Source organism: Williamsia muralis (assembly GCF_051487485.1).
GTDB classification, from domain to species: domain Bacteria; phylum Actinomycetota; class Actinomycetes; order Mycobacteriales; family Mycobacteriaceae; genus Williamsia; species Williamsia muralis_B.
This window is the reverse complement of sequence record NZ_JAHVCV010000001.1, coordinates 189,535-214,518: the sequence shown is the minus strand read 5'-3', so window position 1 is coordinate 214,518 and position 24,984 is coordinate 189,535. Positions and strand designations below refer to the sequence as shown.

The window sequence follows — 24,984 nt, the reverse complement described above, 5'->3', positions numbered from 1 at the left end:
GTTGCTCGGTCTGTAGCGCGAGCTGTTGCGGGTTTCGCGAGCTCCCCGGAAACCCTGCTCGCTGTCCCCGCCGTTGCTCACCCCGCAGACCGAGCGTGTGGGAGTTTCGTGAGTCGGCCCGCGATCCGGCTCGGGTTCTGGTTGTTACGCGCCGCAGCCCGAGCGTGTGCGAGTTTCGTGAACTGGCCCGCGATCCGGCTCGGTGTTCTGGCCGTTGCTCGGTCTGTAGTGCGAGCGTTTGCGAGGTTTGCGCGCGGACCACCAACCCGGCTCGGGGTTCTGGCTGTTGTTCGGTCTGTAGTGCGAGCGTTTGCGAGGTTTGCGCGCTGACCACCAACCCGGCTCGGGGTTCTGGCTGTTGTTCGGTCTGTAGCGCGAGCGTTTGCGAGTTTCGTGACCTGGCCCGCTACCCGGCTCGGGATCCTGGCGGTTGCTCGGTCTGTAGACCGAGCTTCTCCGGGTTTCGTGAGCTGCCCACCGAGTCCGCTCGAACAGCTCAGGTCAACCGGGCGATGAGGTCGGTGACCCGGTTTGCGATGTCGTCGCGAATCACACGCATCCGGTCGATGCCCTCGATCCCCCTCAACGATGGTTCATCGGTGTCCCACACCTCGAGTGTGGCTCCGTCGGGAGGACTCACCTGCGCGGCCGACCCGACGACCACGGTCACGTCAACGGCGCGCATCAAGTCGTCGGTGAGTTGGCGGGGACGGTGATCGGAGACATCCACCCCGACCTCGGCGAGAGTCTGGGCGGACAGCTCGTTCACCCGGCCATCAACCTTCGCTTCGGTGCCCGCTGAGCCTGCGGACAGGGTGGCGCCGGCGATCTTCTGGGCCAGGCCCTGCGCCATCACCGACTTGCCCCTGTTGCTCACGCATACGAACAGCACGCTGGGAACCCCTTTGGCCGTGGGCTTTTCGTCAGACATTGCGCGTCACACCCTCTGACCGGGAGGACGGTTGCGGGGTGAAGCGTCGACGCAGAGCGAGCGATACGTACACCAATGCGACGAGGACCGGCACCTCGATCAAGGGCCCGACAACACCGGCCAGCGCTTGCCCCGACGTGGCTCCGTAGGTGGCGATGGCGACAGCGATGGCGAGTTCGAAGTTGTTGCCCGCGGCGGTGAATGCGAGTGTGGTGGTGCGTGCGTAGCCCAACCCCATCGCTGCCCCGAACGCGTATCCGCCACCCCACATGACCGCGAAGTACACCAGCAGCGGGAGCGCGATCCGGACCACGTCGAGAGGCTGCGACGTGATCTGATCACCCTGCAACGCAAAGAGAATGACGATCGTGAACAACAGCCCGTACAGCGCCCAAGGGCCGATTCGCGGTAGGAAAGTCGTCTCGTACCAATCGCGGCCTTTGCGCTTCTCGCCGAAATAACGGGATAGGAAACCGGCGATCAGCGGAATCCCCAAGAAGATCAGCACGGATTGCGCGATCTGCCAGGGCGACGCCTCGATGGTGGTCTGCTCCAGGCCCAGCCACCCCGGGAGTACCGAGAGGTAGAACCAACCGAGCACGGCGAACATGACCACTTGGAACACCGAGTTGATCGCGACAAGCACGGCGGCAGCTTCGCGATCACCGCACGCGAGGTCGTTCCAGATGATCACCATCGCGATGCACCGTGCCAGCCCGACGATGATGAGGCCGGTCCGGTATTCGGGCAGATCTGGCAGGAACAGCCACGCCAGGGCGAACATCAGCGCGGGGCCGATCAGCCAGTTCAACACCAACGAGGCGACCAGCAGCCGTTTGTCGCCGGTCACGGAGTCGAGACGGTCGTAGCGGACCTTGGCGAGCACCGGGTACATCATGATCAGCAACCCGATCGCAATGGGCAGCGAGACGCCGTCGACCGAAATGGCGGAAAGGGTGTTGTTCAGTCCGGGGATCAGGCGGCCGAGCGCCAGGCCGACCACCATCGCGACGCCGATCCACACCGGCAGAAAGCGGTCGAGCGTGGACAGCTTCGCGACAACTGCCGGCCTGTCGGCCGCGTCCGTCGCCGTGCTCATGAGGTCACCAAAACTTCGTCGACGGTGTGCGAGAGACCGGAGATGTCGAGTGTTGCCGAAAGCTGCTGCAACGCAGCGGGTATCACCCGGTAGTAGACCCAGGTTCCGCGGCGCTCGCAGTCCAGCAGGCCCGCCTGCCGAAGCACTTTCAGATGATGCGAGATCGTCGGCTGGGACAGGTCGAACGAATCCGATATGTCGCAGACGCATGCTTCGCCGCCGAGGTGACTGGCAACCAGGCTCAAGAGCCGTAGTCGTACCGGGTCTCCCAGCGCCTTGAACATGCGAGCCAGTTGGACGGTGCGGTCCAGGCTGAGCGGCTCGTGTACCAAGGGCGAGCAACAGGCTTCATCGCCGGACGGGTTCGGACTTTGATTCGACACCGGTCTATATTGACAGCTGTCGATGCAGTGCGCCAAATGAACAATGCATCAATGAACCCTGGGCGAACGCCTCGGCCGCGCAACTCCTTGTGGTCAACCGCTCACCAGGCCAGGGCTGTGGCCAGTCGCTCGCGATGCATCGCACTACCGCCGAGCAGTTGGGCGTCGGCGCGCGCTCGCCGAAAATAGAGATGGCAGTCATGTTCCCACGTGAAGCCGATGCCGCCGTGTAGTTGCACGGCTTCGGCACTCACCGTTCGGTAGGCGTCTGAACACCACGCCCTTGCGACGGCCCCGGCCTCTGTCCGGTCATCGGACTCGACTGCACGACTCACCGCCGAGCGACTCGACTCGACGAGGACAAGCAGATCCGCCAGGGTGTGTTTGACGGCCTGGAAGCTGCCGATCACCCGACCGAACTGCCGGCGCTCTTTCACATAGTCGACCGTGTGATCGAGGCTGGCCTGAGAACCGCCGAGTTGCTCGGCTGCCAACACAATGCATGCTGTATCGAGGGCCGGAAGCACTGCAGCAGAAGCATTCCCACCGGTGGTTAGCCGGATCGCCGGGACGGCGGTGAGCTGGACTGAGGCCTGAGCGCGCGTGAGGTCCAGGGTTTCGACAGGTCGGACGCCCACGCCGGCTGTGGATGCCGCGACGACAAAGATGTCGGGACCGTCTTCGGTGTTCGCGGCTACGACAATCCATGTCGCTCCAGCGGCGCCGAGTGCGGCCGGGGCGTGGCCGTCGATCACCCAGCCGCCGTCGGCTTCGGTTGCAGCGAAGGGCAACTCGTCAGCTGACCACCACCCCCGTCGGTTGAGACCTGCGAATGCCGCAGGCGCTCCCTCGGCGATCTCCGTCAGGACGTCGTCGGGAGGCGTGGGTGTGCCCAGTAGCACCTGGCCGGCGATGACGGTGGAGAGAAAGGGGACCGGCAGCAGTGCGGCTCCGAGCTCTTCGGCCACCACCGCCAGTTCGGGGAGACCGCCGAGACCGCCCAGGTCTTCGGGCAAGCCCAGTGCGCCGACGCCGATCTGTTCGGCCAGCACCGACCACGCTCTGGCATCCCAGCCAGGGCCGTCGGCGTCCAGCCGACGGCACAGCGCCGGCCCGCCGAGGTCGGCAGCGGCATCCCGGACTGCAGTACGCAGGTCATCGAGTTCGGTACTCACCGACCCTCACCTGCTTTCGAGTGCTGCGTGCGCAGCAGCCAGCCGGGCCACCGGGACACGACGCGGCGAACACGAAACATAGTGTAATCCAACAGAATCGAGGAAGGCGATCGACGCGGGATCGCCGCCGTGTTCACCACACACGCCGAGCTTCACCTCGGGCCGTGCCTGCTGCGCACTGCGGACGGCCATCGAGATCAATGCCCCGACACCATCGGTGTCCAGTACGGCGAAAGGACTGTCGTCGAGCAACCCGTGTTCGAGATAGTGGGTGAGCATGGTCTTCTCGACGTCGTCCCGGGAGAACCCATAGGTCAGCTGCGTCAGGTCGTTGGTACCGAACGAGAGGAACTGCGCGTCTTCGGCCAACGATTCGGCCAGCAAGGCGGCGCGGGGTGTCTCGACCATGCTGCCCACGAGATACGGAATCGTCACGCCGGTGTCCTGCTCAACATCCGCCGCGGCCGAATGCACCTGCTCGATTGCCTTGGACAGCTCGCCGGGCAGTGACACCAGCGGGATCATCACCTCGAGTTGTGGTTGCAGCCCTTCGCCGTTCACGGTCACCCATGCCCGGAACAGCGCCTCGGCCTGCGCCGGATAGAGCTTCTGTTGCACCATCGCGAACCGCACACCCCGCAATCCGAGCATCGGATTCGATTCATGGGTGTCGGCGGCGCGCTGGGCTTGCGCCTCGTCGCGGTACTCGCCGTCGGCAGGCAGGAACTCGTGGAGTGGGGCGTCGAGAAGTCGAACCGTGATCGGCCGGTTCCCGACCACTCGCAGCAGGTCGGTGAAGTCGCTCTGCTGGGCGGTGGTGAGAGCGGCGATCGCCTCGTTCTCTTCAACCTCCGACTCTGCGAGCACAAGGCGCTGCACGAGAGGAAGTTGATCGCCGAGGAACTGATGTTCCGTGCGGCAGAGGCCGATTCCCTCGGCACCGAGTCGGAACGCCGTTGCGGCGTCCTCGGCGTTGTCTGCATTGGTCCGCACCCTCAGGCGCCGGATCTCGTCGGCCCATCCGAGCAGTACCTCGAGTTCGTCCGATGGCTCGGCGGGGCGGATCGTCACGGTGCCGCAGTAGACGTCGCCGGTGCGTCCATTGACCGACACGGTGTCGCCTTCACGGAGCGTCACCTCACCGGCGGTTACCGTGCCGGCGTTCGCGTCGATGCGCAGCGTCGTCGCTCCGCAGACAGCCGGGCGTCCGGCCCCCCGTGCGACGACCGCGGCATGCGATGCCAGCCCCCCGTTCGATGTGACCACCGCGGTGGCCGCGAGCAGGGCCGGGACGTCGGCCGGGCTCGTCTCGGACGCCACGAGGATGACGTTCTTGCCCTGGCCTGCAAGCTGTATCGCGCGGTCGCTCGACAGGGCGATCTCACCGATTGCAGCGCCGGGGGAGGCCGGAAGCCCGCGTGCGAGCAACTGCTCAGACCCGGTCAGCTTGAGCTGGGCGTGCAGGAGGTCTTGCATCAGGTCTGGTTCGAGCATACGAACGGCTTCGCTGCGGTTGATGGAGCCTGCGGTCGCGAGATCCACCGCGAGGTGTGTGATCGCACGCGGCCCGGGGTGTTCGACCGCCTGGGCACTCAGCAACGCCAGCTGTCGGTCTCGCACCTCGAACTCGACCTCTGCGACGCCACGCAGGTGCGGCTCGAGGGTTGCGAAGATCTGGTCCAGGATCTGGACACCGCCAGGTGTCTGGTCGAGGGGGTCACCGGGACCCGGATTCGGGTCGGCCCGGCGAACGCCGAGATGAAAGACGCCGTGGGGTGCGAAACGGCCGGTCTCGAGGTCGCGGCTGATGGCCGATCCGTAGCCGGATTCGTTCCACGAGCCCAGACGCAGCGCACGGACATGCAGGGCGATCCCGAGATCGTCGGGGAGCGACAGCGCTCTACGCGCCCGCTGGCCTCGAGGTGACGCCCACCGCGCCAGCATCGCCTTGGCCGCCAGGCCGAGTTGTTCAGCCGGGTCGGCGGGAAAGGGTGCGCCTGTCGATTCTTCGATCAGCTCGAGGAGCGCGGGCACCTGGGCCCTGCTGTCGGGATGGTCGTCCGCGAGGTCGTCGAGGTCGTCGACATCCACGTCGAGCGCGTTCTCGGCGACGAACCGCAGATTCGCGGCCCAGGAGTCGTAGATGTCGCGTTCGCGTCCGATCACTTCCACCAGAGCGTCGATGTTCCGGCTGGACAAGCCGATGACCGAGATGGCGGGCGGTAGAGCCGACACGGGGGCGGGCGCGCTGCAGCGTAGATGCATGAGCATGGGTCGCCGCTCTGTCCGCACAGCCGGCCAGATGCCCCGAACCGCGAGCTTTTCGAGCAGATCGATCGCCGTGGTGGCGGTCTCGTGATCCTGCAGGCCGGACCCGGCGCCGATCGGCACCGTCAATCCTGGGACCACGGGCAGGCCGAGGGCGACGAGGTTGTCCATCTCGACGCCGTGCACCCCGAGCACGTCTGCGCCGAGTCCGCGGGCACGTCCCTGGCCGTACGGGACGGCGGCGCGGGTCGTTGCCGGGAACGTGTTCTCCGACAACGTCATCGGGATGAACCCGAAACGAGCTCCTCCTCGAGTGCCTCGTCCTCGGCGCGGGTGACACCGAGCATCATCAGAACGTGCTGGTGCAGCCACATCCAGACGGTGTGGTAACCGTCGGTGAGGGGTGAGGTGAGGGATGCGGTGTCGCCGTCGTCGAAGCGTTCGAGCGCGACTCCGAGACGGTCGCGGTAGTCGGTGAGTTCTGGGGCCTGTTTGCCTGCCCGCCGCAGCATCTTCGAGACCGCCGAGTGGATGTCGTCGAGACGATCCCGGATGGAGGCGTCGTACTGGGCGTCCGAGTGGTCGTTGGCCGAGCCGTCCGGTCGGCACTGCCACGCGGTGCACAGTTCACGCAGCTGCCGGTTGACGGGAAGAAAGGCGTGGAGGAAGTCCCGCACGGCCTGCTCCTGCGCGCTGCCCTCCGGCAGACGGACCAGGCGGCCTGCCTCAGCGATACCCGCGGGGGTCGGCATCACCATCGGACCCTTGGCGATGGCATGCCCGGCGTCGACGACTATCTGCAGCTCAGGGGCGATCGGCCCACGGGACATGCCCTTCACAACAAGATTGACCAGCTCGGCTGACGCGGTGGCCGGTGCAGAGTTGTTGATCGCGAGGTCGTTCATGGTGCTCCTCGAACGGGTCCCGGCTGCGGGACGGCGGATGGCGAGAGTGGTCGGTGCCCCGCGCTCGGAGACTGTGACCGTGCTCATAACGTACCCAAATAGTAGTGGAAGTCAAGAAAGAACGCACAAACTATGTACAGACTTGAAACCGAAGAGTTACTTGACACCGAATCCGCAAAGTAGTTTACGCTTGCTGTGATGGTCGCCACTCGGTGTTCATCGCACGACGAAGTGGAGGCGCCCCGAATGGACGATCGCACCGAGCTCTATATCGACGGCACGTGGGTGCCGTCGGACGGTGGAGGCACGATCGATGTCTTCGAGGCGGCCACCGGCGGCCTGCTGGCCCGCGTACCTGCAGGCACAGAAGCCGATGTCGACGCTGCGGTGGCAGCGGCCAAAAGGGCGTTCCCGTCGTGGTCGCAATCGCCGGTGGCCGACCGCGTTGCGCTGCTCCGACGCTTCGCCGACGAACTCCAGCAGCGCGAGGACGAGTTGGCCGAGACGATGGCGCGAGAGGTCGGAACCCCCATCGCACGGTCACGGAGCGTGCAGGTGGGCCTGGGCGTGACGATCTTCCGCTCGATGGCCGACGTCCTCGAGACACTTCCGATGGAAGAACGGCGCGGAACGTCGTTGATCCTCAAGGTTCCCGCAGGTGTGGTCGGTGCGATCACTCCGTGGAACTACCCCCTGTACCAACTGGCGGCAAAAGTCGCCCCGGCGATCGCGGCAGGATGCACCACCGTGGTCAAGCCCAGCAGCGTTGCTCCGCTTGCTGCCTTTGTGGTCGCCGACATCGCCGACGCCATCGGATTGCCGCGCGGCGTGCTCAACGTGGTGTCGGGTTCCGGCGGCCGCGTGGGCGAACGACTCGCCGGGCACCCGGACGTGGATCTGGTGAGTCTCACCGGGTCGACATCTGCAGGAGCTCGAGTCGGCCAATTGGCTGCAGCCGGAATCAAGAAAGTGACTCTCGAGTTGGGAGGGAAATCGGCGTTCATCGTGGCCCCGGATGCGGACATGGACGCGGCGCTGAACGCCGCTGTTCGTAGCTGTTACGTCAACAACGGCCAGACCTGTACGGCCACCACCCGGTTGCTCGTCCCGGCCGACCGACTCGACGAGGTGGAGCGGCGACTGGTGGAATTGGTCGGCTCTCAGACGATCGGCGACCCCCTCGACGAAACGGTGGATGTGGGACCGATGGCCTCGCAGGACCAGCAGCAGTCGGTGCTCAAACATCTCGCGGACGTGCCGGCGGACGCGAAGTTCCTGGTGGGCGGTCCGGGCGACGTGGACGGGCTCGATGAACGACTGCGGTCGGGCTACTTCGTGCGTCCGACCGTGGTCAGTCGCGTGGACAACAACACCGCCATCGCCAGGGACGAAGTGTTCGGCCCGGTGCTCGCCGTCCTCACCTATCGGGACATCGACGACGCCGTCGCGATCACCAACGACTCGGAGTACGGGTTGTCCGGTGCGGTGTTCGCAGCCGATGACGACCAGGCCATCGCGATCGCCCGGCGCCTGCGCACAGGGCAGGTCTCGATCAACGGCGGGCGGTTCAACGCCATGGCCCCGTTCGGCGGCATGAAGAAATCGGGCATTGGACGTGAACTCGGCCCCGATGGGCTCGATGAGTACTTCGAGAAGATCTCGCTACAGCTGCGCAGCTGACCCGCTCCCCGCACCGACCTGATGCACTGACTGAACCAGGACAAGGAACCAACCATGACCGATACCGCACATGTGGAGATCACCCGCTTGATGGCAAGGTTCGCGCGGGGTATCGACCTGCGGGACTGGGATCTGTACCGCTCTGTGTTCACCGATGAGATCGACATCGACTACACGAGTTATCGCGCCGGGAACGAAGGCCGGTTTCGCGCCGAGGACTGGGTGCAACGCGGACGAATGCTGTTCCCGGGTCTGGCCGCATCCCAGCACTTCCTGTCGAACCTCGACATCGACATCGACGGCGAGGAGGGCACCGTGACCTCCTACGTACGGGCTGAGCACGTACTGCCCAACACCGCCGGCGACGCGATGTTCACGATCGGTGGCTACTACACCGACGGGGTGGTGCGGGTTGGCGGAGAGTGGAAGATCCGGAGCAAAAAGCTCACGGTGCTGTGGAACTCGGGGAATCCGCAGGTTCTCGCACTCGCCCGCGACCGGGCCGCCGAACTGCTGGCGGCCGCCTGATCACATCTGGCGAACGGGGTCTGTGCCGTCCCAGTCAACGGCGGCACCGGCGACCGTCCGATACAGGCGCAGGATGGACGGTCTGGGTTCGTAGATCTCCACCAGGTGGCCCAGTTGCGGACGGGCGTCGTGAAAGGCGAAGTCATTGCCGTTCGGGGTGGTTGCAGAAAGCAGTGCCGGCCAACCTGATTCGGCATACACACGCTGTTGCTCGGCGAACGACTCCACCATGACCGCCACGTGATGCACTCCGTCCCGGATGGAGGTGGTGGCCGCGAACGCTGCGGGCTCTGCGGTGTGGGTCTGCACCAGTTCGATCTGCAATCGACCCCATTGGCCGTAGGCGGACGAGTGGTCGAAAGCGCCCGGCTCGCCATCGGGGCCCAGTGCGCCGGTGATGCGGTTGCGCCGAACGAAAAATGGCCCGGCGCCGAGTCGTGATGCGAACTCCTCGGCTGCGCCGGCGACATCGTCGACCATGTAGGCGATTTGTACGACGGTGCCCAGTTCGACGGTGCCCAATTCGACGTCGATCACAGAAGGCCACTCTCCTCTACCACTCGGTAACTTCTATCTGACTGTAGATACCTGTTGTCGTAACGGTGCCGGGTTGCCGACGGTGACGCGGCACACCTGTCGCGGTGTGCATGAATCTCCCGGTCAGAGCGGAGAATAACAAATTCAGCAAACGCTGGACATATCCATGTACATACTTCACTATGATTCAGGTAACACAAGTGATGTTCAAGTAACTCTCCTCACGTAGGTAGGCCAACATGACAGACGCGCTCAGCATCAGCGGCCTCTCGAAGACCTTCGGCGGCCAACGGGCCCTCGATGGTGTCGATCTCTCGCTCGCCCCCGGGGAGATCCGTGGACTGGTGGGGCAGAACGGGTGCGGTAAGTCGACACTGATCAAAGTTCTTGCCGGATACCATGATCCGGACCACGGTGCGAAGATCACCGTGGCGGGAAATGAGCTGAACCTCGGAGTCCCCGGAGGTGGGGAGGCGGCCGGGCTGCGTTTTGTCCACCAAGAACTGGGCCTCGTCGAGAGTCTGGATGTCGTCGACAACCTTGCGCTGGGCCACGGTTACAAGCGAACTGCGGTCGGTACCATCGACAACCGCGCAGAACGGGCCCAGGCCAAGGAAGCGCTCGCCGAACTCGGTTTCGACCTGAACCTCAAGAAGCTCGCCGGTGCACTCACCATGAGCGAGCGGACCATGCTGGCCGTCGCACGCGCGGTCCAGGGCCGCAGCGGTGACACCCACATTCTCGTGCTCGACGAACCGACCGCCAATCTGCCTGCGGCCGAGGCGGTTCGCTTGTTCGAGCTGGTTCGCAAGATCCGGGACCGCGGGGTGGCCGTACTGTTCGTCTCGCACCACCTCGGAGAGGTGTTCTCGCTGTGCGACAGCGTGACCGTGATGCGCGACGGCAGAGTCGTGACCACGCGACCCCTCGAGGGACTCGATGAACCCGGTCTGGTGGAACTGATGATCGGCCGCCGAGTCGAGGAGTTCCTCGCCGAGCCCGAAGAGACAACACATGCCGGAGCGCCGGCGCTCGAGGTCGATGCACTCACCTGTGGTGCCGCCCGTGAGCTCAGCTTTGCGATCCATCCCGGAGAGGTCCTCGGAATCGCCGGGATCACCGGATCGGGCCGCGAACACATCGTCCCGGCGCTGTTCGGCGGCGAGAGCCGCGCAGGCGTGGTGACGATCGATGGCAAGGTCATCGAGCAGGGCCGCCCCGATCTCGCGATGGCGGCGGGGATGGGTTGTGTTCCCGCAGAACGTCTCAGCAACGCCGCGTTCGCGACCGCATCGCTGCGCGAGAACGTGTCCGTTGCCGGCCCGTGGGCGTACACCAGCGGTGGCTGGCTCCGTGCGGGACGTGAGAAGTCCGATGTGGCAACGTGGCTCGAGCGTCTCGGGGTGCGTCCGACCGGTGACACCGAGCGGGCCCTCGGCACCCTCAGCGGTGGCAACCAGCAGAAGGTCATGCTGGCACGCTGGCTGCGGCGCAATCCGCGGGTACTCCTACTCGACGAGCCCACCCAAGGGGTCGACATCGGCGCCAAAGCCGACATCCACGCGCTGATCGACGACGCCGCGGAGAAGGGTGCCGCCGTCCTGGTGGTCTCCACCGACCACGGTGAACTGACGAGGCTGTGCGACCGCGTGATCGTCCTGTCTGCCGGACGAGTCGTGGACGATCTGCGCCGGCCCCGCATCGACCCCGATCGACTGACCGCCTCCACTCTCAAGAAGCCCGCACTCGCCGAGTCCTGAGCCCTCCGCGGCCGCCGTCTCGCGGCATCGCAGCGGACCCGATGCCCGATCCGCCGCAGCGACACCTCCTCTACCTCCGGGCACCACTTCGGTGAAAGGAACACCATGACAACACAATCCCCTGAAGAGACGGCGACATCACCGAAGGGTCCACCGCCCACGGGCGGTCATCAAGCGGGGCGCGGCAGGCGCAAGATCAACCTGGGTCTCGACCGGTTCAGCGGAATCTATGTGTGGGTTGCCATCATCGTGCTGTTCGCGATCTGGATCCCCGACACGTTCATGACCGAGGGCAACTTCCGGATCATCGCCGGCGACCAGGCGATCACCGCGATGTTGGCGATCGGATTGATCGTTCCCCTGGCGGCGGGAGTGTTCGACCTCTCGATCGCCGGCGTGATGGGCTTCTCGGTGGCGATGGTCTCGTACCAGCTGTCCAAGGGGATCAGTGCACCGATCGCGATCATCACCACGTTGCTCTGCGGGGCCCTGATCGGTGCGGTCAACGGGTTCGTCGTGGTCAAACTCAACGTCGACTCCTTCATCGCGACCCTTGGTATGTCGAGCATCCTTCTGGCAGGCACATATTGGGTCACCGACGGAAAGCAGATCACCGAGGGCTTCACCGACGGCTTCCTCGATCTGGGCAGCAAGCCCTTCCTCGGACTGCCCCTTCCGTTCTTCTACATGATCGCCGTCGCCGCAGTGATGTACGTGATCTTGGAAAAGACTCCCCTCGGCCGGTACCTGTACGCCACCGGAGGCAATCGCCAGGCGGCCAGGCTCGCCGGACTGCGGGTGGAACGAATCATGTTCGGCGCGTTGGTCACCTCGGCGACCGTCGCGGCCCTCACCGGCGTCATCCTGGCCGCCAAACTGGGGACCGCCGCGCCTGACATCGGACCCTCGTACCTGTTGCCGGCGTTCTCCGCGGTGTTCCTCGGTTCCACACAGATCCGGGCCGGAAGGGTCAACGTGCTCGGCACGCTGATCGCCATCTACCTCCTGGCGACGGGCGTCAAGGGGTTGCAGCTCGCAGGCGCGCCCAGCTACGTCAACGACCTCTTCAACGGGCTCGCCCTCATCGTCGCCGTCGCCCTCGCGGCCCGCACCGCCCGTCGCGCCTGACGGCCCGGTCTCGAAACGTCTTCTCCACCCGGCCTATCGGCCACCCCTCGAAAGGAATCCATGTGAAAACGACAACCTGGACAAAGGCGTTCGTTGCCGTTGTCTCCGCGAGTCTGTTCGCCACCGCGTGTAGCAGCGGCGACGACGGCGGCTCCAGCCAGCCGGCAGACATCGCCGCCGCGCAGGCGGTGACCGATCAGTACGAGGCCGCGCCCGCCAACCTCGTTCTCGACACCCCGCTGAGCAAAGCCCCCGAAGCGGGCAAGTACGTCATCAGCATCGAGACCCCGCAACCGATCTCGAGTGCCAAGGACGACGCCATCCAGCAGGCTGCCGATCTGCTCGGCTGGCGGTACCAGCGGATCATCATGGGGACCGACGCAGAAGCCGCACCCAAGGCGATGGATCAGGCCATTGCGCTGAAGCCGGATGCCATCCATTTCTCGGGCACCCCGGTGTCGATGCTGAGCAAGCAGATCGAGTCCGCGAAAGCGGCCGGGATCACCGTGATCGCCGACAGTGTCGGTGACGAGCCGATCCCCGGCGTGATCTCCACATCCCTGGATGGGACTGCGCAGGTGCAGGAGTGGGGAAAGATGGTGGCCAGTCAGGTTGTCGTCGACAGTGAGGGCGATGCGAACGTCGCGGTCTTCACGATCACCGACTACCCGATCCTCAACGTCTTCACCGACGCCTTCACCGCGCAGATGAAGGCGCAGTGCCCGGGCTGCAAGGTGGAGATGGTCAATCAGCAGGTCACCGACCTCGGTACCAAGACCCCGCAGAGCGTGGTCAGCACGCTTCAGAGAGACCCGAACATCAACTACGCGGTCTTCTCGTTCGGTGACCTCGTGCTCGGTGTGGACGCGGCACTGCGAGGTGCCGGCCTGCAAGACCAGGTGACCTTTGCCGGTCAGACCCCCACACCGGACAACCTGAAGTCGCTGGAAGACGGTGACAACAGCGTGTGGGTCGGTTTCCCTGTGCAGATCCTTGGGTGGCGCGTGCTGGACATGCTGGCCCGCTCGTTCAACGGTGACGACCTGGGGCCTGCGGACGATGCATTCCTGCCGACCCAGCTCCTCAACAAGGACAACATCGGATCGGCGGTGATCGACGACAAGACCGGCTTCTATGTCGGAGTCGCCGACTACCAGGACCAGTTCAAGGCCCTCTGGAAGAAGTGATCTCTGTGTAGGTGAGGAACTGCCCGGGGCGAGCACCATGCCCCGGGCACTTCCGCGCCATCGGTGAGACGCCCCGAACGATCGGAACCCGTATGAAACAGCCTCCACAGCAACGAATCCTGTCGTTGTCGCACCTCTCGGCGATCCAGGTGCCGCCGCCCCAGTTCATCGAGAACGCCGCCGCGGCGGGATTCAACGCAGTCGGACTCCGGGTGGCACAGACACCACGAGACCGCGGGTTCCAGTTGCTGGAGGGTTCGGGTCTTCTGCGCGACACAAGGCAGGCGTTGCACGACAACGGGATGCGCGTTCTCGACGCCGAGGTGATCAAACTGCATCCGGGCAGCTCGCGCGAGGACTGGATGCATGTGCTCGAGGCCGGACAGGCGCTGTCGGCGTCGTACCTGCTCGTGACCGTTCTCGACGACGACTACCAGCGCGCGACCACGCTGTTCGGTGAACTCGCGGCTGCCGCAGCCGATCACGGTCTGCGGTGCTGCCTCGAACCGATGATCTTCAGTGCCGTCCGCGACATGGATGCCGCGGCTCGCTTCTTGGCCGACGCGGGTGACGGCGGCTCGGGCATCCTGCTCGACGCGTTGCACGTCGCCCGGGCCGGCACGCCGATCGACGACATCGCAAGGCAGTCGCCGGACCTGTTCCCCTATTGCCAATTGTGCGACGCACTTTCGGCCGAACCGGCCACGGATGAGAACGCAGCGATCACCGAAGCGCGCCAGCACCGACTGGCGCCCGGTCAGGGTGTGCTGCCGTTGGCCGATCTGGTCCGCGCATTGCCGCCGACGGCCGCGATCAGTGTCGAGGCACCGTCTGACCGCGGCTCCGCCGATCCCCGTGGGTGGGCGGCCGAGCTGGGTGCCGCTGCTCGTGAACTCTTCGAGTACCTGGACCGAGACCTGGACCGCGACCGAAGGGCAGCTGCGGGTCACTGACCCGAACCGACCGCGGACCGATCAGGCCAACAAATCCAACAAGCCCATCCGCACATCTGGGCGACAAAGACACACAACAGGACGAAAGTGGAAGTCATGACACATCAGGCCCGCCCGTTTCGATTCGCTGCGCAGGTCTACCGCGCGAACACCGGCAAGGAGTGGCGCGATGTGGCCCACAAGGTCGAAGACATGGGCTATTCGGCGCTACACGTCTCAGATCACTACATCGGACCAGGCGCTGCCCTGGACCCCACCGGCCATCGGCCGGTGACGATGGCCCCGATCACGAGTATGGCCGTGGCGGCCGAGGTGACCGAAACCCTGAAGGTGGGGTGCCGAATGTTCTGCACCAGCTATCACGAACCGGTTGTGCTCGCCAAAGAGGCTGCAACGCTTGCGATGTTTGCGCCCGACCGGATCGAGATCGGGTTGGGAGCGGGATGGCTCGGGGCCGAGTACGAAGCCATGGGTATCGATTTCCCTTCGGCGGGGTCCCGGGTGGACCGTCTCGAGGAGACGATCGAACTCATCACCCAGCAGTTCCGTGGCGAACAGATCGACGTGGACGGCAAGATCGTCAAGGCTGCGGGGTTCGCTCCGCTGCCCGTACCCGAGACCGCCCCGCCGATCATGGTCGGAGGCGGCGCTCGCCGGGTGCTGACGCTCGCCGGTAGAACCGCCGACATCGTCAGCATCAACTTCAACAACCGTTCGGGTGTCCTGGGTTCGGACAGTGTGCTCACCTCCACCGTCGACGAGACCCACAAGAAGATGGGCTGGGTTCGGGACGGCGCCGGCGACCGGTTCGCAGACATCGAGATCGAGACCGGCGCGTATTTCGTGGCGATCGAGGGCAAGACCGACGTCACCGAAGAGTCCCTGATCGACCGCACCGGCTTCAGCCGAACCGAGCTCCGGGCATTTCCGCACACTCTCGTCGGGTCCATCGATGACATCTGCGAGCAGCTCGAACAGCGTCGCGAGGAGTTCGGATTCTCCTACTTTACGATCGGTGATAGGGCCTACGAACAGTTTGCGCCCGTGGTCGAGCGCATGAGCGGGAAGTGAAGAGCATGGTTACCGACGGACAGAACAAGTACGTACACATGGTGGCGCCGCAGACAGCAGAAACCGCGCTGGAGGCAGACCCGGTCCCTGCGCCGAACGGCGTGGTCGTGGACATCGGCTATTGCGGCATCTGCGCCACCGATACCCACGGCTACGCATCCGCCGGCTTGCCGCCTGCCGTCTTCGGACACGAATGGATGGGAACGATCAGCGCGGTCGGTGACGAGGTCACCGGACTCTCGGTCGGACAACGTGTGGTCGCCGGTGTCGGTCCGGCATGTGGCCGTTGCGCTCAATGTCGCGCCGGGCATGCCGCTCACTGCGACCTCGCGTTCGCCGAAGCCAACGGGATCACCGATGACGCCCCCGTGCACGGCGGGTTCGCGACCAAGATCAAAGTGTCTGCGCGCAGGGCCATTCCGATCCCAGACACGATCTCGGACGAGGAAGCGGCCCTGATGGAGCCGGCCACCGTCACCTTCCACGCGGTCAAGCGCGCCGGCATCCGTCTCGGTGCCGCAGTGGTTGTGCAGGGAGCGGGACCGATCGGTCTGCTCACCGCCCAGCATGCGAGGGTCGCGGGTGCCGGCAGAATCATCGTGAGCGAGCCTTCGCCCGCTCGACGCTCGGCAGCCGTCGATCTGGGGTTCACCGAGGTGGTCGAGCCGGGCGACCTGAAGGCACTGCTCGCCGAGGCCACCGATGGACTGGGCGCGGATGTGCTCTTCGAATGCACAGGCGTGGCCGAATTGCTCCAGCCCTCGGCCGAACTGGTCCGTCGAGGCGGAACCCTCGCATTGCTGGGCTACCCGGGTACCAATTCGTCGGTGAGCTACGGAGACTGGCAGAGCCGGGAGCTGACGGTGATCGGTTCCCTGGCGTATTCGCACGAGGACTTCCTCGGCGCCATGACACTCATCGCCGCCGGCCGGGTGGATGTGCGGTCCCTGCACACGGGAACCATCGGCCTCGATGAGCTGGTACCCATGTTCGCAGAACTGGATTCGGGAAAGAGCCGGCACGCAAAGGTTCTGGTGGACCCCCGCCGCTGACGATGTGACCTCATCAAGCCTGCGGGGGCCCAGCCGATGTCTTCAGACCGGGGCGGGCACGGGAACGGTCTGGCCGCTCCCGCAGGTGGCACCGCCGTCGACCGGGATCGCGGTTCCCGTCACGAACGACGCCAGCGGTGAGGCGAGGAAGGCGATCACCTCGGCGACCTCGCGCGCGGTACCCCAACGGTGCAGCGGCACCATGGCTTTGAGCGACTCGTACCGCTCCGGCGTGTTCTCTTCGATGCGTTTGGTCATGCCCGTGCTGATGGGCCCCGGGCAGACGCAATTGATCCGGATCGAGTCGTTGGCCAGGTCCAGTGCCAATGACTTGGCGAGATTGACGACACCGGCCTTGGCCGCGGCATAGGGCCATCGGTTGGGCTCTCCGCCCATGGCGGTGGCGGACGAGGTGATCACCACGGAACCGCCGCCTGCCTGGCGGAAGAACGGGATCGATTCGCGGATACCGAGGGCCACCGCACGGAGATTGACGTCGATCGACCGGTCGAAGACATCCATGTCGAGAGTTTCGATCGAACCTGACGCGGGGACTCCGGCATTCAGGATCAGCGCATCGAGAGTCCCGAATGACTCGACGGCCACCGACATCGCGTCCCGGTTGTCGACGCTCAGCGTGACGTCGCCGACGAAGGGCATCGCGTGGTCGTCGCCGCTCAGCCAATCCAGGCTGTCGGCGGTCCGATCGAATGCGACAACGCGACCCCCGCGTTCGAGGATCAGCTCGGCGGCGGCCCGGCCGATCCCGGAGGCAGCGCCTGTCACGACTGCGACGAGTCCGGTTGCGGTCGAACCATTCTCGGCCTGGGTCATGACGGCATCTCGATGATGGCACGTCCCACGATCTCGCCGCGCGCGAGAGCCTTGTATGCCTCGTCCGCCTGGTCGAGCGTGTACCGGCGGGTGATGACGCGCTCGGGCTCGACGATGCCGCCCGAAACCAACCGAAGCAGGGCCGGCATGTCCCGCCGTGCCTTGGCTCCATACGAACCGTGGATCTCCAGCTTGCGGCGAACCAGCCGGGCGAGGTCGATCTCTCCTGAGGAGCCGGCGGGGGCGATGCCGACCACCACGGCGCGACCACCGTCGTCGAGGATCTCCATCGCCGTGGCGAAGGTGTGTTTGTTGCCCAACGCCTCGAAGGCCACGTCCACACCGTGGCCGTCGGTCAGTGCCCGAACCTCGGCGACCACGTCGGTGGTGCTGGAATTGATGGTATGGGTGGCACCGAGTGCGGCAACGGCTTTGAGCTTCTCATCGTTGACGTCGATGGCGATGATCTGCGCCACTCCGGCGGCCGCCGCGAACTGTACGATCGACGACCCCACGCCTCCGGCAGCGATCACTGCGATGCGGTCACCGAGTTCCAGCTCTGCGTTGTTGACCGCGCCCAGCGCGGTGAACGAGCTGCATCCCAGAATCGACACCTCGCCGAGGCCCACACCATCGGGAACCTTGAAGGCGTCAGAAGCCGGGACCACGCAGAACTCGGCCAGCCCGCCCATCGAGTACATCGCAAGGGACGTACCGTCCTCGCGCGCCAGCCTGGTCTCGCCGTCGTAGAGAGTGCCGTTCAGTCGGTTGTGCGCAAAGAACTTCTCGCACAGGTCTTCCAGTCCGCGCACGCAGTGACGACAGTCGCCACAGGGCATGATGAAGCTGCAGACAACCCGGTCGCCGACGGCGACGTTGTCCACGCCATCGCCGATCTGCTCCACCACGCCGGAGACCTCGTGTCCGAGTACGGCGGGCGACGGGAACTTCACCTCTGACTTGAGCACGTGCAGGTCGGTGTGGCACACGCCGCAGGCGGTGACCTTGAGGAGGATCTCGCCACGGCGTGGCTCGGGTCGGGGGATGTCTTCGATCGCGAGGTCGGGGCCGTCGCCTGCCCACACCGCTGCCTTCACTTACACACTCTCCTTCGCGAATTCTGCTGCTGCCGACTCTTCTTCGGCGGTCTCGAGCAAGGTGGCCAGCCGGGCGGGTGCCTGTGCCCAGTCTCGGGCGGACCGCATCTCGTCCCAGAAATTGATCTCGACGATGAACTGTTCGGCGCCGGCAGCGACTGCCGTCCGGATGTCGCGGCGGACGCCGTCGACACCCTGGCCACCGGAACCGACCGCATCAGTTGGCCGCTGCAGGTACGAGCGCAAGAACAGGCGTACGGGGGCGAGCTGATCCGGCCGGACCTCGCGCATGGTCTGCAGTTGATCGAGCAACGCCTCTGAGGTCCCGCTGCTGGGGTTCCAGATGTCGAACAGTGCTGCGGTACGGGCCAATCCGGCGGCCGAACGCAGCCCGGACAACAGCGGCGGGTGTGGCTGCTGCACCGGCTTGGGCCGAACCACCGACCTGGGGATTATGAAGAAGTCGCCCGAGAACTCGACCGGGTCGGGGCCCCAGCATGCCTGGACCGCCGCGACCAACTCGCTCATCCGTCGTCCGCGGGTGCGCGGATCCACATCCATCTGTCCGTGCTCTTCGTCCGACCAGCCCGCGCCGAGCCCGGCGACCAATCGGCCGCCCGACAGCACATCGAGCGTCGAAAGACGCTGAGCCAGTTCGATGGGGCGGTGATACCCGGCCACCAGGATGCTGCTGCCGATCATCGCCTTCTGTGTGCACGCGGCAACAAACGCCATGAGTTCGGTGGCGCCGAGCACCGAGCGGTAGGCCGGGTGCACGGTGGTGGTGTGCCGGCCGCCGTAGATCGATTCGTTCTGCTCTGGGTAGAAGAGGTGCTCCTGAACCCAAAGGCTGCTGAAACCCAGTTCCTCTGCGGCGACGGCGAAGTCGCGTACCGCCGTCGCATCGACGTGTTCTCCGAGCTGGGGGAGGGTGAGACCGACCTTCAGGGTCACAGTACGGTCACTGTCCCGGTGTTGCCGTCCACCTCGATCATCGCGCCGTCTGGGATGCGTGCGGTCGCGTCCTGGACCGAGACCGCACAGGGAATGCCCAGTTCGCGACAGACGATCGAGGAGTGGGTGATGGTTGCCCCGACGTTCACCACCACGCCACCGGCGAAGACGAACAACGGGGTCCAGGCCGGGTCCGTCTGCGGTGCGACGATGATGTCGCCCTCGGCGAGATCGCCTGCGTCATAAGGATCGTGAAGCACCCGGGCGCGGCCACGGCTCACGCCCGGAGCACCACCCACGCCGCTCAGAGTGTCACCCGGCAGGGCGGGTTCCGATTTGTGTTCGGTCCGGCGCGGCCACTGTGACAGGGGGACCGGCTCGAAGAGGAAGAACGGCGGTTCCAGGTCGAACAGCTGGAGGTATTGCTCGCGGCGCTCGGCGATGGTGGCCGAGAACGACTCGGGGTCGGCAGCGAAGTCGTCGAGCTCGGTGTCGAGCAGCATGGTGATGTCGTGGTGGTCGTTCATCACTCCGCGCGCGACCATGCGGTGCCCCAATTCATAGAGGGCCGCCCTCATCTCGCCCATCACCTTGACGCACGAAGTCTTGGTTCGTTCGCGCCATGGCATGAACTTGGTGATCGATTTGGCTGCGTCGAGGAAGCTCTGGCGGGTGTCTGCATCGGGCATCTTGTCGGCGAGTTCGGCGGTGAGTGCGATGCGCTTGGCCTGGTTGCGCTCGAGGATCAGCTGCGGATCGGCATCGTCGGGACTCAGGCGCATGCCGTTGATCGCCATCAGTGCGAGAACGGGTTTGGTCTCCCAGCTGTCCGAACGGATGTCCCATTCGTTGGGTGCCCGGGAGCCGTACTTGTACAGGAAGTCGTCGAAGTCGATGCGGAACTGTTTGGCTTCGGGGGAATCACTGGCGTCGACCGCGTCGAGCACGGTGGCGAGACCACCGTCGAAGATGGCGGTCAGTTCGTTGGAGGCAGCGACCAGGCGGCCCATCTTCCACATCGCGAAAGACGGAGCAGCGGAGTCGACACCGCCCAATCCGCTCAGCAGGTCGCCGAGTTTGTCGCTCTCACCGATGGACTCGAGCAGAGCGCCTGCCACTGCCGGCCCCATCGTGGACAGTGTGGTGGTGACCGGGTGGTAGGCGTAGCAGAAGACCAGGTCGGGAACGAATGATCGTGCGTGGTCGACCAATTCCTGATCGCTCAGGGCGCTGAGGTCAGGACGCTGCTCGCGCGCGAGGTCGGCGCGGCGCTTGGTCTCTTCGGCCTCGGGATATGTGTCGGTGGTCAATGCCCACGCGGTCTTCTCGGCCAGTCCCGCGGTCAGTTCAGCGTTCTCGTGGCCCGGTTTCGGCTCGTACTCCGGCAGGTCGGGATGATCGCCCACCCAGAGGCGGTTCCACACCGGGACAGTCAGGCCCGGTAGGCGAGCGCCGTTGAGTTCGGTCATCGAGAAGTTGGTGTAGTGGTAGCCGCCGAAGTTGCCGATGATCTCGGGCATCGTCTCGTCGATCTCGGAGGCCAGGTGGGTTCCGAGGTGCTCGACGTAGCCTTCGCGCCACCCGATGTTGAGACCCTTGTTCCACACGAGTGTCACGTTCAGCGGACTCGACGGGTCGGGCAGGACCTCTCCCGCGTTGGCCCGCGTGTAGACGGGGTAGCGCTCACTGAACTCCCAATCGGTGATCCAGTGGTCGGCGCGTGGCGCGTTGGTCATCGAGTCCTCCTGAAGGCGGCTGACGGACTGTATTTCAAGTCACACTATAGAAACATCGCCCAAATAGAAACATGTACAGAGATATTGCGCAGCAAGTTGAGCAACATTCTCAGCCGACTGCCGATTCTGACTAACTTGACTGTCCATCTAGTAAGTGATGGTAAAACGTGAGAGACTCAGCTCACACACCTCGCCACACCGCGCCTGCCCGCGCGGTGTACTTCGCCGTTCCCGGCATCGTCCCGACAGAGAGGAACGCCCATGTTCACAAAGGTCCTGGTCGCCAACCGTGGCGAGATCGCGGTCCGCGCATTTCGTGCCGCCGTTGAACTGGGTGCGTCCACGGTTGCCGTCTACCCGTACGAAGACCGCAACTCGGCCCATCGCGCCAAAGGTTTCGAGGCGTATCAGATCGGTGAACCCGGCCATCCCGTTCGCGCCTACCTCTCTGTCGACGAGATCATCTCGGCCGCACAACGCGCCGGTGCCGACGCGATCTACCCCGGGTACGGGTTCCTCTCCGAGAATCCGGACCTCGCCGCTGCTTGTGCAGCTGCGGGGATCACCTTCGTCGGGCCGTCCGCCGACATACTCCGGCTGACCGGAGACAAGTCGCACGCTGTTGCCGCCGCCCGAGCCGCCGGGCTGCCCGTGCTGGCCTCTTGTGCGCCATCCGACGATGTCGACGAGCTGGTCGCCGCAGCGGAGGGAATGCGTTTCCCCGTGTTCGTCAAGGCGGTCGCCGGCGGCGGTGGCCGAGGCATGCGACGTGTCGCCAACCCGGAGTCACTCCGGTCTTCCATCGAAGCAGCGTCGAGAGAGGCGCACACGGCGTTCGGTGACGGAACCGTTTTTCTCGAACAGGCGGTGGTCAACCCCCGGCACATCGAGGTCCAGATCCTGGGTGACAGCAGCGGCGAGGTCATCCACCTCTTCGAGCGGGACTGCTCGTTGCAGCGGCGACACCAGAAGGTTGTCGAGGTGGCTCCCGCGCCAGGCCTCGATCCCGAACTGCGCGAACGCATCTGCGCCGACGCGGTGAAGTTCGCTCGGCACATCGGATACACCTGTGCCGGCACCGTGGAGTTCCTCCTGGACCCGTACGGCAATCACGTCTTCATCGAGATGAACCCTCGGATCCAGGTGGAACACACCGTGACCGAAGAGATCACCGACGTCGATCTGGTTGCGGCGCAATTGCGTATCGCGTCGGGTGAGTTGCTGGCAGACCTGGGCCTGACGCAGGACTCCATCGAGATCCGCGGCGCCGCGATGCAGTGCCGGATCACCACCGAAGATCCCACCGACGGGTTTCGCCCCGACACCGGCCGGGTCACGGCCTATCGCACACCTGGCGGCTCCGGTGTCCGATTGGACGGCAGTGTCGGACTCGGGTCGGAGATCGGGTCGCATTTCGACTCGATGCTGGTCAAACTCACCTGCCGAGGACGCGACTTCGCCACCGCGGCGGCCCGCGCCCGACGGGCGATCGCCGAGTTCCGTGTACGTGGCGTCGCGACCAACATCCCTTTCCTGCAGGCAGTCCTGGACAATCCAGACTTCCTGGCCTGGAGAGTCGACACCTCTTTCATCGAGAATCATCCAGAACTGCTGACCCAGAACGTCTCCGCGGACCGGGGCACTCGCATCCTCCGCTACCTCGCAGACGTCACCGTCAACCGGCCACACGGCGAGCGCCCGTCCACCGTCTATGCCGTGGACAAGCTGCCGGCGGTGGACGTCGGCAACCCACCTCCGGCCGGGTCTCGGGATCGGCTGCTGCGCCTCGGACCGACGGGGTTCGCTGCAGACCTCCGTAGCTCAACGGCCCTGGCCGTCACGGACACCACGTTCCGGGATGCCCATCAGTCTTTGCTGGCAACGCGCGTACGAACCCGTGATCTCGTCACCGTTGCGCCCTACGTTGCTCGGATGACCCCCCAGCTGCTGTCGGTGGAGGCGTGGGGAGGGGCGACATACGATGTGGCGCTGCGGTTTCTGCACGAGGACCCGTGGGAGCGATTGTCCGCGCTACGTGAGGCGATGCCGAACATCTGCATACAGATGCTGCTGCGAGGCCGGAACACGGTGGGATACACGCCGTACCCCGACGAGGTGACCCATGCGTTCGTTCGTGAAGCGGCAGACACAGGTGTCGACATCTTCAGGATCTTCGATGCGCTCAACAATGTCGACCAGATGCGGCCGGCCATCGATGCGGTTCGCGACACGGGCACAGCTGTTGCCGAAGTGGCGATGTCGTACACCGGCGATCTGACCGATCCAGATGAGGATCTGTACACGCTCGACTACTACCTGCGACTCGCCGAACAACTGGTGGAGGCCGGCGCGCACATTCTCGTGATCAAGGACATGGCCGGTCTGCTGCGCCCCCCGGCCGCCGCAACCCTTGTCACAGCGCTGCGTTCACGTTTTGATCTACCGGTTCATCTTCACACCCATGACACCCCGGGCGGTCAGTTGGCCACGTACCTTGCGGCGTGGGGCGCCGGTGTCGACGCCGTCGACGGTGCCAGTGCCGCACTGGCCGGCACCACCAGTCAGCCGGCGCTGTCGGCGATCGTGGCCGCGACCGAGCACACTGCACGTGACACCGGACTCGATCTCAGCGCCGTGTGCGACCTCGAACCATATTGGGCCGCAATCCGTTCGAACTACGCGCCATTCGAGTCAGGACTGCCCGCGCCCACCGGGCGTGTGTACACCCACGAGATCCCGGGCGGTCAGCTGTCCAATCTGCGCCAGCAGGCCGCGGCGCTCGGCTTGGCCGATCGGTTCGAGGACATCGAGTCGGCCTATGCCGGTGCCGACCGGATTCTGGGCCGATTGGTCAAGGTGACCCCGTCGTCGAAGGTGGTCGGCGACCTGGCGTTGGCGCTTGTCGGCGCCGATGCGACAGCGGACGACTTCGCAGCCGAACCGTCCTCCTACGACATCCCGTCGTCGGTCATCGACTTCCTCCGCGGCGACCTCGGCGATCCCGCCGGTGGCTGGCCCGAGCCGTTGCGGTCTCGGGCGCTGGCCGGTCGGGCCGAGCCCCGCGCGATCGTCCCCCTGACCGACGCAGACAACACCGCGCTCGGCGCAGACTCATGCAAGCGGCGAGAAGCCCTGAACCGGTTGCTTTTCCCGGGCCCGACCGCGGAGTTCGAGGCGCATCGGGACAGCTACGGCGACACCTCACAATTGTCGACGAACCAGTACTTCTACGGCCTGCGGCAAGGCGAGGAGCACCGGGTGCAACTCGAACCCGGCGTGGAGTTGCTGATCGGTCTGGAAGCCATCTCCGAACCCGACGCCCACGGCATGCGCAACGTGCTGTGCATACTCAACGGTCAGCTCCGGCCGGTACAGGTGCGTGACCGCAGCGTCGAGACGACCACTCGCGAAGCCGAAAAGGCCGATCGCACCGATCCGGGACAGGTGCCGGCGCCCTTCACCGGTGTTGTCACGTTGTCGGTCAAAGAGGGCGATTCCATCGAGCAGGGTGAATTGGTGGGAAGCATCGAGGCGATGAAGATGGAGGCCGCGATCACCGCGCCCCGCTCCGGCACCGTCAGCCGAGTGCCCATCAGTGGTGCAGCACAAGTCGATGGTGGGGACCTGCTCCTGGTGATCGCCTGACGAAGGACCGCAAAAGGTCTGTGCGGGAGTGTAACTCGTGACAGCGGAGTGCCGGCCTTGT

20 protein-coding genes are annotated in these 24,984 nt (G+C 65.2%); 9 read left to right on the top strand and 11 right to left on the bottom strand.

Features of this window, described 5'->3' with window-relative positions:
• Positions 1-496: 496 nt before the first annotated feature.
• The 6 genes from KXR83_RS01030 to KXR83_RS01005 form a co-directional block, all read right to left on the bottom strand.
• Positions 497-931, bottom strand: coding sequence for a low molecular weight phosphatase family protein (locus KXR83_RS01030; protein ID WP_437423190.1), 435 nt, complete (start codon positions 929-931; stop codon positions 497-499).
• On the bottom strand, positions 924-2,030 hold the full coding sequence (gene arsB, locus KXR83_RS01025) for an ACR3 family arsenite efflux transporter (RefSeq protein ID WP_437423189.1): 1,107 nt from the start codon (positions 2,028-2,030) through the stop codon (positions 924-926). The genes KXR83_RS01030 and arsB overlap by 8 nt, the downstream gene beginning before the upstream one ends.
• Positions 2,027-2,413 carry an ArsR/SmtB family transcription factor gene (locus KXR83_RS01020; RefSeq protein ID WP_437423188.1) on the bottom strand — a complete coding sequence of 129 codons (387 nt, stop codon included), beginning with the start codon at positions 2,411-2,413 and terminating at the stop codon, positions 2,027-2,029. Before KXR83_RS01020 ends, arsB begins: the two co-directional genes overlap by 4 nt.
• 101 nt (positions 2,414-2,514) lie before the next feature.
• Positions 2,515-3,588: an acyl-CoA dehydrogenase family protein gene (locus KXR83_RS01015; RefSeq protein WP_437423187.1), complete on the bottom strand. Its 1,074-nt coding sequence runs from the start codon at positions 3,586-3,588 to the stop codon at positions 2,515-2,517.
• Positions 3,589-3,594: 6 nt separating this feature from the next.
• Positions 3,595-6,138 (bottom strand): putative PEP-binding protein, encoded by a 2,544-nt coding sequence (locus tag KXR83_RS01010; protein WP_437423186.1) that lies wholly within the window; start codon positions 6,136-6,138, stop codon positions 3,595-3,597.
• Positions 6,135-6,848, bottom strand: a complete 714-nt coding sequence (locus KXR83_RS01005; RefSeq protein ID WP_437423185.1) for a hypothetical protein — start codon at positions 6,846-6,848, stop codon at positions 6,135-6,137. Before KXR83_RS01005 ends, KXR83_RS01010 begins: the two co-directional genes overlap by 4 nt.
• Before the next feature lie 159 nt (positions 6,849-7,007).
• On the opposite strand from KXR83_RS01005, the gene KXR83_RS01000 reads away from it, so the two are divergent.
• Both KXR83_RS01000 and KXR83_RS00995 read left to right on the top strand, forming a co-directional pair.
• Positions 7,008-8,441 (top strand): aldehyde dehydrogenase family protein, encoded by a 1,434-nt coding sequence (locus KXR83_RS01000; RefSeq protein WP_437423184.1) that lies wholly within the window; start codon positions 7,008-7,010, stop codon positions 8,439-8,441.
• 54 nt (positions 8,442-8,495) lie between these two features.
• Positions 8,496-8,969, top strand: coding sequence for a nuclear transport factor 2 family protein (locus tag KXR83_RS00995; RefSeq protein ID WP_437423183.1), 474 nt, complete (start codon positions 8,496-8,498; stop codon positions 8,967-8,969).
• Here KXR83_RS00995 and KXR83_RS00990 read toward each other — a convergent pair whose 3' ends face one another.
• On the bottom strand, positions 8,970-9,506 hold the full coding sequence (locus tag KXR83_RS00990) for a VOC family protein (protein ID WP_437423182.1): 537 nt from the start codon (positions 9,504-9,506) through the stop codon (positions 8,970-8,972).
• Positions 9,507-9,745: 239 nt separating this feature from the next.
• On the opposite strand from KXR83_RS00990, the gene KXR83_RS00985 reads away from it, so the two are divergent.
• The 6 genes from KXR83_RS00985 (at position 9,746) to KXR83_RS00960 (ending at position 16,657) form a co-directional block, all read left to right on the top strand.
• Positions 9,746-11,266 carry a sugar ABC transporter ATP-binding protein gene (locus tag KXR83_RS00985; RefSeq protein ID WP_437423181.1) on the top strand — a complete coding sequence of 507 codons (1,521 nt, stop codon included), beginning with the start codon at positions 9,746-9,748 and terminating at the stop codon, positions 11,264-11,266.
• 105 nt (positions 11,267-11,371) lie between these two features.
• A complete protein-coding gene (locus KXR83_RS00980) occupies positions 11,372-12,394 on the top strand; it encodes an ABC transporter permease (RefSeq protein ID WP_051721164.1) in 1,023 nt (340 codons plus the stop codon).
• A gap of 62 nt (positions 12,395-12,456) precedes the next feature.
• Positions 12,457-13,581, top strand: coding sequence for a sugar ABC transporter substrate-binding protein (locus KXR83_RS00975; protein WP_437423180.1), 1,125 nt, complete (start codon positions 12,457-12,459; stop codon positions 13,579-13,581).
• A gap of 92 nt (positions 13,582-13,673) precedes the next feature.
• The gene (locus KXR83_RS00970) at positions 13,674-14,534 is read left to right on the top strand and encodes a sugar phosphate isomerase/epimerase family protein (protein ID WP_437423179.1); all 861 of its coding nucleotides are present in this window, start codon (positions 13,674-13,676) and stop codon (positions 14,532-14,534) included.
• A 96-nt stretch (positions 14,535-14,630) separates the two neighbouring features.
• Positions 14,631-15,605 (top strand): TIGR03621 family F420-dependent LLM class oxidoreductase, encoded by a 975-nt coding sequence (locus KXR83_RS00965; RefSeq protein ID WP_437423178.1) that lies wholly within the window; start codon positions 14,631-14,633, stop codon positions 15,603-15,605.
• A gap of 5 nt (positions 15,606-15,610) precedes the next feature.
• Positions 15,611-16,657, top strand: coding sequence for a zinc-dependent alcohol dehydrogenase (locus tag KXR83_RS00960; RefSeq protein WP_437423588.1), 1,047 nt, complete (start codon positions 15,611-15,613; stop codon positions 16,655-16,657).
• Positions 16,658-16,699: 42 nt separating this feature from the next.
• Here KXR83_RS00960 and KXR83_RS00955 read toward each other — a convergent pair whose 3' ends face one another.
• Genes KXR83_RS00955 through KXR83_RS00940 form a run of 4 tightly spaced genes read right to left on the bottom strand, consistent with a single transcriptional unit; the run spans position 16,700 to position 21,278 of the window.
• Positions 16,700-17,491 carry an SDR family NAD(P)-dependent oxidoreductase gene (locus KXR83_RS00955; RefSeq protein ID WP_437423177.1) on the bottom strand — a complete coding sequence of 264 codons (792 nt, stop codon included), beginning with the start codon at positions 17,489-17,491 and terminating at the stop codon, positions 16,700-16,702.
• On the bottom strand, positions 17,488-18,588 hold the full coding sequence (locus KXR83_RS00950) for a zinc-binding dehydrogenase (protein ID WP_437423176.1): 1,101 nt from the start codon (positions 18,586-18,588) through the stop codon (positions 17,488-17,490). The genes KXR83_RS00955 and KXR83_RS00950 overlap by 4 nt, the downstream gene beginning before the upstream one ends.
• The gene (locus KXR83_RS00945) at positions 18,589-19,542 is read right to left on the bottom strand and encodes a TIGR03619 family F420-dependent LLM class oxidoreductase (RefSeq protein ID WP_437423175.1); all 954 of its coding nucleotides are present in this window, start codon (positions 19,540-19,542) and stop codon (positions 18,589-18,591) included.
• Positions 19,539-21,278 carry a PEP-utilizing enzyme gene (locus KXR83_RS00940; protein ID WP_437423174.1) on the bottom strand — a complete coding sequence of 580 codons (1,740 nt, stop codon included), beginning with the start codon at positions 21,276-21,278 and terminating at the stop codon, positions 19,539-19,541. Before KXR83_RS00940 ends, KXR83_RS00945 begins: the two co-directional genes overlap by 4 nt.
• Before the next feature lie 261 nt (positions 21,279-21,539).
• Between KXR83_RS00940 and KXR83_RS00935 the strand changes: the two genes are divergently transcribed.
• A complete protein-coding gene (locus KXR83_RS00935) occupies positions 21,540-24,923 on the top strand; it encodes a pyruvate carboxylase (RefSeq protein WP_437423173.1) in 3,384 nt (1,127 codons plus the stop codon).
• Positions 24,924-24,984 lie beyond the last annotated feature (61 nt).

What these genes read in the sequence shown, in the direction of transcription:
- KXR83_RS01030 (WP_437423190.1), bottom strand. Translation starts at nt 931, where the DNA reads ATGTCTGACGAAAAGCCCACGGCCAAAGGGGTTCCCAGCGTGCTGTTC.
- arsB (WP_437423189.1), bottom strand. Translation starts at nt 2,030, where the DNA reads ATGAGCACGGCGACGGACGCGGCCGACAGGCCGGCAGTTGTCGCGAAG.
- KXR83_RS01010 (WP_437423186.1), bottom strand. Translation starts at nt 6,138, where the DNA reads ATGACGTTGTCGGAGAACACGTTCCCGGCAACGACCCGCGCCGCCGTC.
- KXR83_RS01005 (WP_437423185.1), bottom strand. Translation starts at nt 6,848, where the DNA reads ATGAGCACGGTCACAGTCTCCGAGCGCGGGGCACCGACCACTCTCGCC.
- KXR83_RS01000 (WP_437423184.1), top strand. Translation starts at nt 7,008, where the DNA reads ATGGACGATCGCACCGAGCTCTATATCGACGGCACGTGGGTGCCGTCG.
- KXR83_RS00995 (WP_437423183.1), top strand. Translation starts at nt 8,496, where the DNA reads ATGACCGATACCGCACATGTGGAGATCACCCGCTTGATGGCAAGGTTC.
- KXR83_RS00985 (WP_437423181.1), top strand. Translation starts at nt 9,746, where the DNA reads ATGACAGACGCGCTCAGCATCAGCGGCCTCTCGAAGACCTTCGGCGGC.
- KXR83_RS00980 (WP_051721164.1), top strand. Translation starts at nt 11,372, where the DNA reads ATGACAACACAATCCCCTGAAGAGACGGCGACATCACCGAAGGGTCCA.
- KXR83_RS00970 (WP_437423179.1), top strand. Translation starts at nt 13,674, where the DNA reads ATGAAACAGCCTCCACAGCAACGAATCCTGTCGTTGTCGCACCTCTCG.
- KXR83_RS00965 (WP_437423178.1), top strand. Translation starts at nt 14,631, where the DNA reads ATGACACATCAGGCCCGCCCGTTTCGATTCGCTGCGCAGGTCTACCGC.
- KXR83_RS00960 (WP_437423588.1), top strand. Translation starts at nt 15,611, where the DNA reads ATGGTTACCGACGGACAGAACAAGTACGTACACATGGTGGCGCCGCAG.
- KXR83_RS00955 (WP_437423177.1), bottom strand. Translation starts at nt 17,491, where the DNA reads ATGACCCAGGCCGAGAATGGTTCGACCGCAACCGGACTCGTCGCAGTC.
- KXR83_RS00940 (WP_437423174.1), bottom strand. Translation starts at nt 21,278, where the DNA reads ATGACCAACGCGCCACGCGCCGACCACTGGATCACCGATTGGGAGTTC.
- KXR83_RS00935 (WP_437423173.1), top strand. Translation starts at nt 21,540, where the DNA reads ATGTTCACAAAGGTCCTGGTCGCCAACCGTGGCGAGATCGCGGTCCGC.